The following is a 6,922-nucleotide window of genomic DNA, read 5'->3' as shown; positions in this document are numbered from 1 at the left end:
TGTGTGCTCTGTCCTCTGATTGCAGGCGCACCTCAAGGTCAAAACCGTTGGAGTAGTAGATCACCGTTTTAGCTTCTGGGTCTGCGTCTTTCACCAGTCTTTCCGCCGGGCCGGGATCCACAAGCTCTTCTTCAAACAATGTATGCACCATGGCCATCATCAGAAGGGCATCGCTTCCGGGCCGGACGAAGTGGAATTCGTCGGCAAGCTTTGCGGTCTCGGTGCGGCGGGGGTCCACCACAACCATCTTGCCGCCGCGCTGCTTCAGGGCCTTGAGTCGCCCGCGGAAGTCCGGAACCGTCATCAGGCTGCCATTGGACGCCATGGGATTAGCGCCAATGCAGATAAACAGATCCGTGTGATCGATATCGGGAATGGGAAACAGAACCTGATGCCCGAACATCTCGAGACTGGCGAGCATGTGAGGCAGCTGATCGTTGGACGTTGCTGAAAACCGGTTCTGGGTTCCGATGGCCCGCAGCAATGGCATGGTGGCAACCAGAGAGCCATGGTTGTGTACGTTCGGGTTGCCGAGGTAAACGCCGATGCTGTTGCGGCCGTGGTCCTGGCGGGTCTGGTGGAGCTTTTCGGCGACCAGGTCAAACGCCTCTGCCCACTCCATTTCCTGCCAGCCGGTCCCGGTTTTGCGTATGGGCTTTTTCAGGCGGTCCGGATCTTCGTGCAGATCCTGAAGCGCAACCGCCTTCGGACAGATATGCCCCCGGCTGAGCGGATCATTCTCATCGCCCTTGATGGAAGCAATCCGGCCGTCCTTCATTTCGATCGCGACACCGCACATGGCCTCGCAAAGGTGACAGGTACGATAGTGGGTGCCGTTTTCCATGAAGGGGCTCTCCTGAAGGGTTGTTGTTTTGCTATAGCAGTTTCAATCTGCAACCAGATTAGCAGCAAATGGCTTGGATGGGGAAATAACCACCGCTTGTACCCTGTGCAAAAGGGCCAACCCGAAGGCTGGCCCCTTGCAATGGTTTCAGAGCATTTTTAATGCTCTGTCGGGATCTCTTTGACCGGGTTGGATATGAAGTTGAGGTAAACGCCCTGTTCGGGGATTTGTAGCGGCAGATCAATCGTCACGATTTCGCCGCCAGGCACCCCAAGCGCCCGCGCCCGGACATTAATGTCGACCAGGTTTGAATTGCGTTGCTCAATCTGCATCCGGCCGTCATCGAAGAAGGTAATATTGCCCTCCAGTTCAAGCACAAACTCCCGACCGTACAGGTCGTGGCGGCCCCCCAGCGGGATTTCCATATCGGGCGCATCGAGCATCAATTCGGCCCGGGTCTTGAAGACCGGCTGGCCATTTTCACCCTCTGTTATAACCCCGGGTATCAGGCCAGAGCGGCTGCAGCCCGGGCCGGAACACGCCGGGTCGTCCTTGGCATAGCGCATGCGGAGGACCTGGGTATTGGTAATGGACTCCTCCTGGAGTGGGATAAATCCAAAAACCCGAAGCTCTGTGAACACACTGATCGATGTGGTCGCCAACTGCGTGGGATACAGGTTCACCAGAATCCCCTCATCGCCGGTTGGCTCATAAACGCCAGGGCCAATAACTTCCGTGTTGAGGGCGTAGGTCTGGTAGATGAACTTATCTTTGGGGCAACGCTCGCCGGTCTCGCAGCCAACCCGCGCATCGGCGGTACTGGCCACAATCACGGGCGGAGAGGCTGATGCTTCGTTATTGCGAACCCTCAGTTTCGTTGAATTGGCTGAAGCGGCCCAGCCCTCAGCGTCGCTGCCCTGATGGTCAAACGGCTCAAGACAGTCCGGGTTGGTGTTGGAGTCACAGTCCACAATGAAGTTGGCATTGGTGTCGCGAACTGGCAGGTTTCGCAGAGGCGTGAAAACGCTGTCCAGAGGCTCGGTTCCGGTGAAATAGATCACCATGTCGTCCGGTCCGTTGTTGCCACCTCCGTCATCAAGCCCTTCAAGCAGGTCGGTTTTCAGTGCCAGGCCATCGGAATCGCAAACTGAGGTGTAGCTTCCAGTCGAGCAGCTTCCTGCATCCTCCGATGACTTCAGGGTGTACCGATAGTGTGCGTCGGCTTCCCAGGGCTGGTCCGGGTAGAACCGGATCCGCTGGAGATTCTTTTCAAGCCGGCCAGGTACGTTGCTTTCCACAACCGTGACCGAACCACTGGGTTCCTGCCTCACTTTCTCGACGATGAAGGTGTCTCCCTGAATAATGGAATTCAGGTCCATGGACTTGGAGAAGACAACGGTAATGGGACGATCTGACGGCATGGTGCTGACTGGTAGAGTGTCACCCACACCTCCATCGGAATAGCACTGTCCCAGTACGCCGGCGGAGAGATCCAGCAGACTATGATCGGTTTCGCAGGGGTAGCCCGGATAGGTGGTCAGGGCCAGGGCAGGGCGTCGGGTTACAGCGGAGCCGCCAATATCATCCAGTGAAAACTGTAACGGTGCCACGGTGGCTGGGTTGCCGGCCAGATCGGTCAAACCATCGATGACGATTTCGTAGTCAACGCCATGGCGCAGGCCATCGCCCGGATTCACGATAACGGCAGTTCCGTCCAGTTGTGTCTCAAGTGTCTCAACAGGAACACCATCCGCGAACAGTGAAATTCCGGTATCAATGGAGTCCGCGGCAAGCGGCTCATCAAAGAACAGAATGACCGGATCCCCGGGGCGCTGCATGGACTGGCGCGTATCCGGAATGGCGTTGTCCGGTCCGGGCATCCAGCTGATCAGGCTGGGCGAAGTGCTGTCCAGCTCGCGGAGTAGCTCGGCATCCAGAACCGAATCGGCATCGGTGGCCGCCTGAAGATGGAACGCGATGGTCGAGTCAGTGTACTCCTGGCCGAGAAGGTTTGGCTCCACCATTCCGATGGCATCGATGGTCAATACGCCATCCTGCACCAGTGCGATGCCGCGCAACTCGACCCCCATCAGATCCTGGGAGAGTGCTGCGTTGGGCTGGGCGTTTTCGGTGTTCATGGAGACATCCATAAACAGCGTGATATGTCTGGGCGCGTTAATGTCATTGGTGTAGGGGTTGGGGCTCAGGTAGCCGGATGCGTCTGACAACATGGTGACCTTGATGTTGCCAGTAGTCTGGAGCTGACCGTTGGCGGCATCCAGCACAGGAACCTCGCCGCCCACCAGAACATCCAGACTGGTACTGTTCAGCACGCTGCCCCGGGCGATACGCAACGGAAGCGCTTCATCAGCCTCGAAGGCCGGCGCATAAGCCAGCTCTGCAAACAGATCGCCGGTCTGTTGGGAGGGGCCTGCTTCTCCCTGGAGCACCGAGTTGAGCGTGACGCCGTTAATGGCCTGGCCGTTCAGGACTGATCGGGTGACGTCTTGCTCCGCAATACCTGCGGCCAGCCCGGAATCAACAGCAGACTGCTGAAGTACGACCGTTGGGCCTGTCTCGCGGGGCGTGAATGCGATTTCCTCACTGAACCGGTCTGCTTCGGGCGAAGTCAGGCTGGCCAGGTTTTCCAGGCGCAGGGTATAGGTCTGGCCGGTGTCCAGGACATCGTCCTTGCTGCCACAGTCCCTGGGATCCTCGACCACACAAGGGTCCACCGTTATCCGATTGCCTTTCACCAGAACCATCGCTGGAACAACCTCTCCGCTGCCATCCAGCAGCTGGATGGAACCGCCGAGAGCCTTCCAGTCCGGATGGATCGGGTGGGTCATGGCCAGGCGGAATGTGGAAAAGTTCATGGCCTCGAACGGGCTGTTGTTTGCCGGAACCTGCCAGGCGATATCAAAATCCGCGGCCGAGTTGGTTATGCTTGCGGGTCCGGAGAAACTTCCCCGAGTCTCGAACTGGATGCCGGCATCGCCGACCGCGTTGGGGGTGTCGATCTGGCGACCGCCCTCCGCAGCCAGCGGTTCGCTGAACGTCACCGTGTAGTCGCCGAGCGTGTCGAGTTCCGACGAGGGCGACAGCATGAGGCTTTTACCGCCGTCAATCCGGCTGATAGAAAAGGGCAGTGACTGTTCCTGAGATTGCAGCAGAATCTTGTTTTGGAGATCTGCATCCTCATCGGTCAACGCATGGCTGAAGCGCAGAACAATGTCGGCTTTCGGGCTGACATCTGCCTGGCCATCAGCAGGGTAGGAATACACCACCGAGCCGGAGGAGACTTTCTCATTCATGGTCTGTTCGTCGCCACCACAGGCGGCCAGTAACAGGGCGGGTATAAGTGCCAGTGTGTTGTTGTACTTCATGGCGTGCCCTCCTTAAAACTTCAGGGTGATGGAGCCGCTGACAACGTGAACGTCGCCGTCTGCAGTAACCGGCGTTTCGTTGCCGTCAAAATCCACCAGTGTGAAATCGCGCTCCTGCAGTTGCTGGTACTGGTAACCGATGTCCAGACGGACGGGATAGGCCAGCAGACGGGTGCGGTCGTAGGTGGCACTCAGTCCGAGGCCGACGACAATCTTGTCGGTATCGAGATAATTGATCTCCGGATTGCGAGTGGACTTGAGCGGCGACTCCTCATAGGCAACGCCGCCGCGCACAGAAAAGTTCTTGTTGAGTGCGTACTCGGCGCCGATCCGTGGAATCAGCACGTCGTCGAACTGAATCCGGCTGCCCGCTGGCGCAGACTGCTGATCCTTGATCGTATCGGAAGAAAATTCCTTCTCCAGCTCTGACCAGTTCTGCTGCTCTACGCTGCCACCAATCCGCCAGTTTTCGCCCATGTATTGAGCGCCAAATCCGAAGGTTTCCGGCTGGAAGGAATCAATGGTAGAGACCGCCAGACTCAGGCCGGGATCGGGAATGGTCTGGGTGACAATGATGTTGGAGTCCACGGATGTGGAGGCCGCTGACTTGGTTCGATAAGTGAGTGCGGTTTCCCAACCGTTCAGGAAGCAGTCGCTGTCCGGGCAGAACGTGCTGCCCAGATCAATGGTGGTGCCCAGAATGGTTTTCAGTGAGGGCTCGGCATTGACCGCAAGGCGTTCCCGGCTGGTCTCGCCACCCAGAGTAGAGACCGCATCGAGGTTTGCCTGGGCATCCAGGGTGACGCGCACCGAAGCACCGGCGGAGATGCCGCGCCAGATCGGCGTAGCGCCACCGATGTTCAGGAACAGGGGCTCTTTACCGTACTGAAGGAACTGGCCGTTCTCCGTGGTCTGCGAATCGAACGCCAGCATTTCCTTGCCGTATTTCTCGACGCCTGCAATGAAGCCCAGATAGATCGGGTGCTTGAAGCGAGTCAGCGAACCCAGATTGGTTTTCATGCCAATCAGCACCTGCTGGCTTGGTGAGTTGGCCAGGATGTCGCCATTGGCATTCGGATTGGCAGAACGCAGTTCCTGTTCGGCATGCAGAATGCCAGCCGTCAGCTCCCCACGCTCATCTTTGGTCAGATAGGCTGGGTTGTAATAGGTGGCTGACACCTGATCGTTGAACATGGACAGTGACTGGGCTGTGGCAACATCCACTGGCATGACGCCATAGGTGGTGCCGAGGTTGCCCATACTGGCGTTAACCGAAATAGAGAAACCGACAGAGGCGGTGGCGATTGCAAGAGACAGTGCCCTTGACCGGGAAGGGGAGGAAAAAGCCATTGATACACTCCATTACTTCGTTGTTTTTATACTCGGGCCGCGGAAGGGCGGCTGGTATTTTTGTTCGGGAGGTAGTGTATTCGGCTTGTCTTTTGGGGACGTTGGCTGTTGTGACGCAAATTATTGTCGGAAAGACCACGTCTCAGTTTACCCCTCTATCTGTCCGGAGCATGCTGCATATTTATGTCGAGAATCTTTACATGGAGCTGGCGCTTCTGAAAATCCGGGTATGATTAAGCGCCTGACCTTAAATAATTTTCGCTGTATGGTTCGCAACTTGCGGTGCTTTTGAAGAGCTCGGCGGGAGAGATAGAAGATGTTCTCTACGCTAGCCGAGGGATTTGGACGGAGGAGAGGGTTATGAAGCAAAAAGGAAAGTTTGTGGCCTCGTTACTGTTTGCATTGTGCATTGCAGGAGCCGGGTCTGCCCAGGCGGGTATGATTACCTACGATACGTGGGCAACCAATGAAAACGGTACCGGAAATTATATTTTTACGGTGGACGATGAGGTCTCCGGAAAATTTAACTATTCGCTGACGGTGCACCCTTGGAATGCGGAAGCGTTCGGCGTGTTTATTGACTTTGGCAGCAAAGCAACAGGCGGTGGGGCTTTGAATTTGGCGGGTGATAGCAGTGTCTCACTTGAGGGCCGGGATACTACGGACAGCGTTTGTGGGCCGCCAAGTTGCAATATCAGTGGGCTGAGCATTCCTGGTTTTGATGGTACTTGGGGCTTGATTTTTGGTCTTGGGACTCAGGGCTTTAACGGAATACAGACTTTTAGTTGGAGTACAACCGACTTTGGACTGAGTCTGAGCGATTTTGGGGTGGTCGCTATTCGGGCGCAACAGCTTTGTGCCGACGGTTCACTTCTGCCAGACAATGAAAATAGCTGCGGTGGAAGTGACAAAGCGTATGGCTACAGCACAGTTTCAGTACCTGAGCCGGGAACACTAGCGCTTCTTGGACTTGGTCTGATCGGTTTGTGGGTGAGAAGAAAGAAAGTTGAAGCCTAACCACTTTTGAATAGCGATAGGGAATTCCAAAAACCGCCGAAAGCACTCGGCGGTTTTTTTGTCAGAAAACTTTACAAGCTACGGGCAGCACTGATTTCCAGCCTGAAAAAGAGAGATTTTTTTGATGGTAGTGACACCATAATTTGGCCGCCGTTTGTCACCATATATTGGCCGGGCGGAATTGAGGTTGTCTGCCATTGATGCCAATTCCAAAGTGAGGCCTTAAACAAAAGCGAACGTTCTAGTCAGAGCTTTTCTCCAGAGCTTCGAAGCTAGTCGTAGCCATCTCATCCAGAGTGATGAGCGGAGCAAATTGCAGACGCTG

General features: G+C 56.0%; 4 protein-coding genes. 1 reads left to right on the top strand and 3 read right to left on the bottom strand.

All coding sequences use genetic code 11. From position 1 onward, the window contains the following. The 3 genes from B2W52_RS21980 to aupA form a co-directional block, all read right to left on the bottom strand. Window positions 1-844, bottom strand: an 844-nt coding sequence (locus tag B2W52_RS21980) for a molybdopterin-dependent oxidoreductase (RefSeq protein ID WP_286804091.1), incomplete at its 3' end; no start/stop codon positions are given. 158 nt (window positions 845-1,002) lie between these two features. Further along, window positions 1,003-4,230 carry an Ig-like domain-containing domain gene (locus B2W52_RS21975; protein ID WP_053114230.1) on the bottom strand — a complete coding sequence of 1,076 codons (3,228 nt, stop codon included), beginning with the start codon at window positions 4,228-4,230 and terminating at the stop codon, window positions 1,003-1,005. A 12-nt stretch (window positions 4,231-4,242) separates the two neighbouring features. Beyond that, a complete protein-coding gene (gene aupA, locus B2W52_RS21970) occupies window positions 4,243-5,580 on the bottom strand; it encodes an alkane uptake protein AupA (protein WP_273071528.1) in 1,338 nt (445 codons plus the stop codon). 360 nt (window positions 5,581-5,940) lie between these two features. On the opposite strand from aupA, the gene B2W52_RS21965 reads away from it, so the two are divergent. Beyond that, the gene (locus B2W52_RS21965) at window positions 5,941-6,597 is read left to right on the top strand and encodes a PEP-CTERM sorting domain-containing protein (protein ID WP_008169571.1); all 657 of its coding nucleotides are present in this window, start codon (window positions 5,941-5,943) and stop codon (window positions 6,595-6,597) included. Window positions 6,598-6,922 lie beyond the last annotated feature (325 nt).

The sequence above is a fragment of the Marinobacter sp. UBA2498 genome (assembly GCF_002341575.1).
Classification (GTDB): Bacteria; Pseudomonadota; Gammaproteobacteria; order Pseudomonadales; family Oleiphilaceae; genus Marinobacter; species Marinobacter manganoxydans.
Note: the sequence above shows the minus strand (reverse complement) of the source record. Positions and strands in the feature narration are given on the sequence as shown.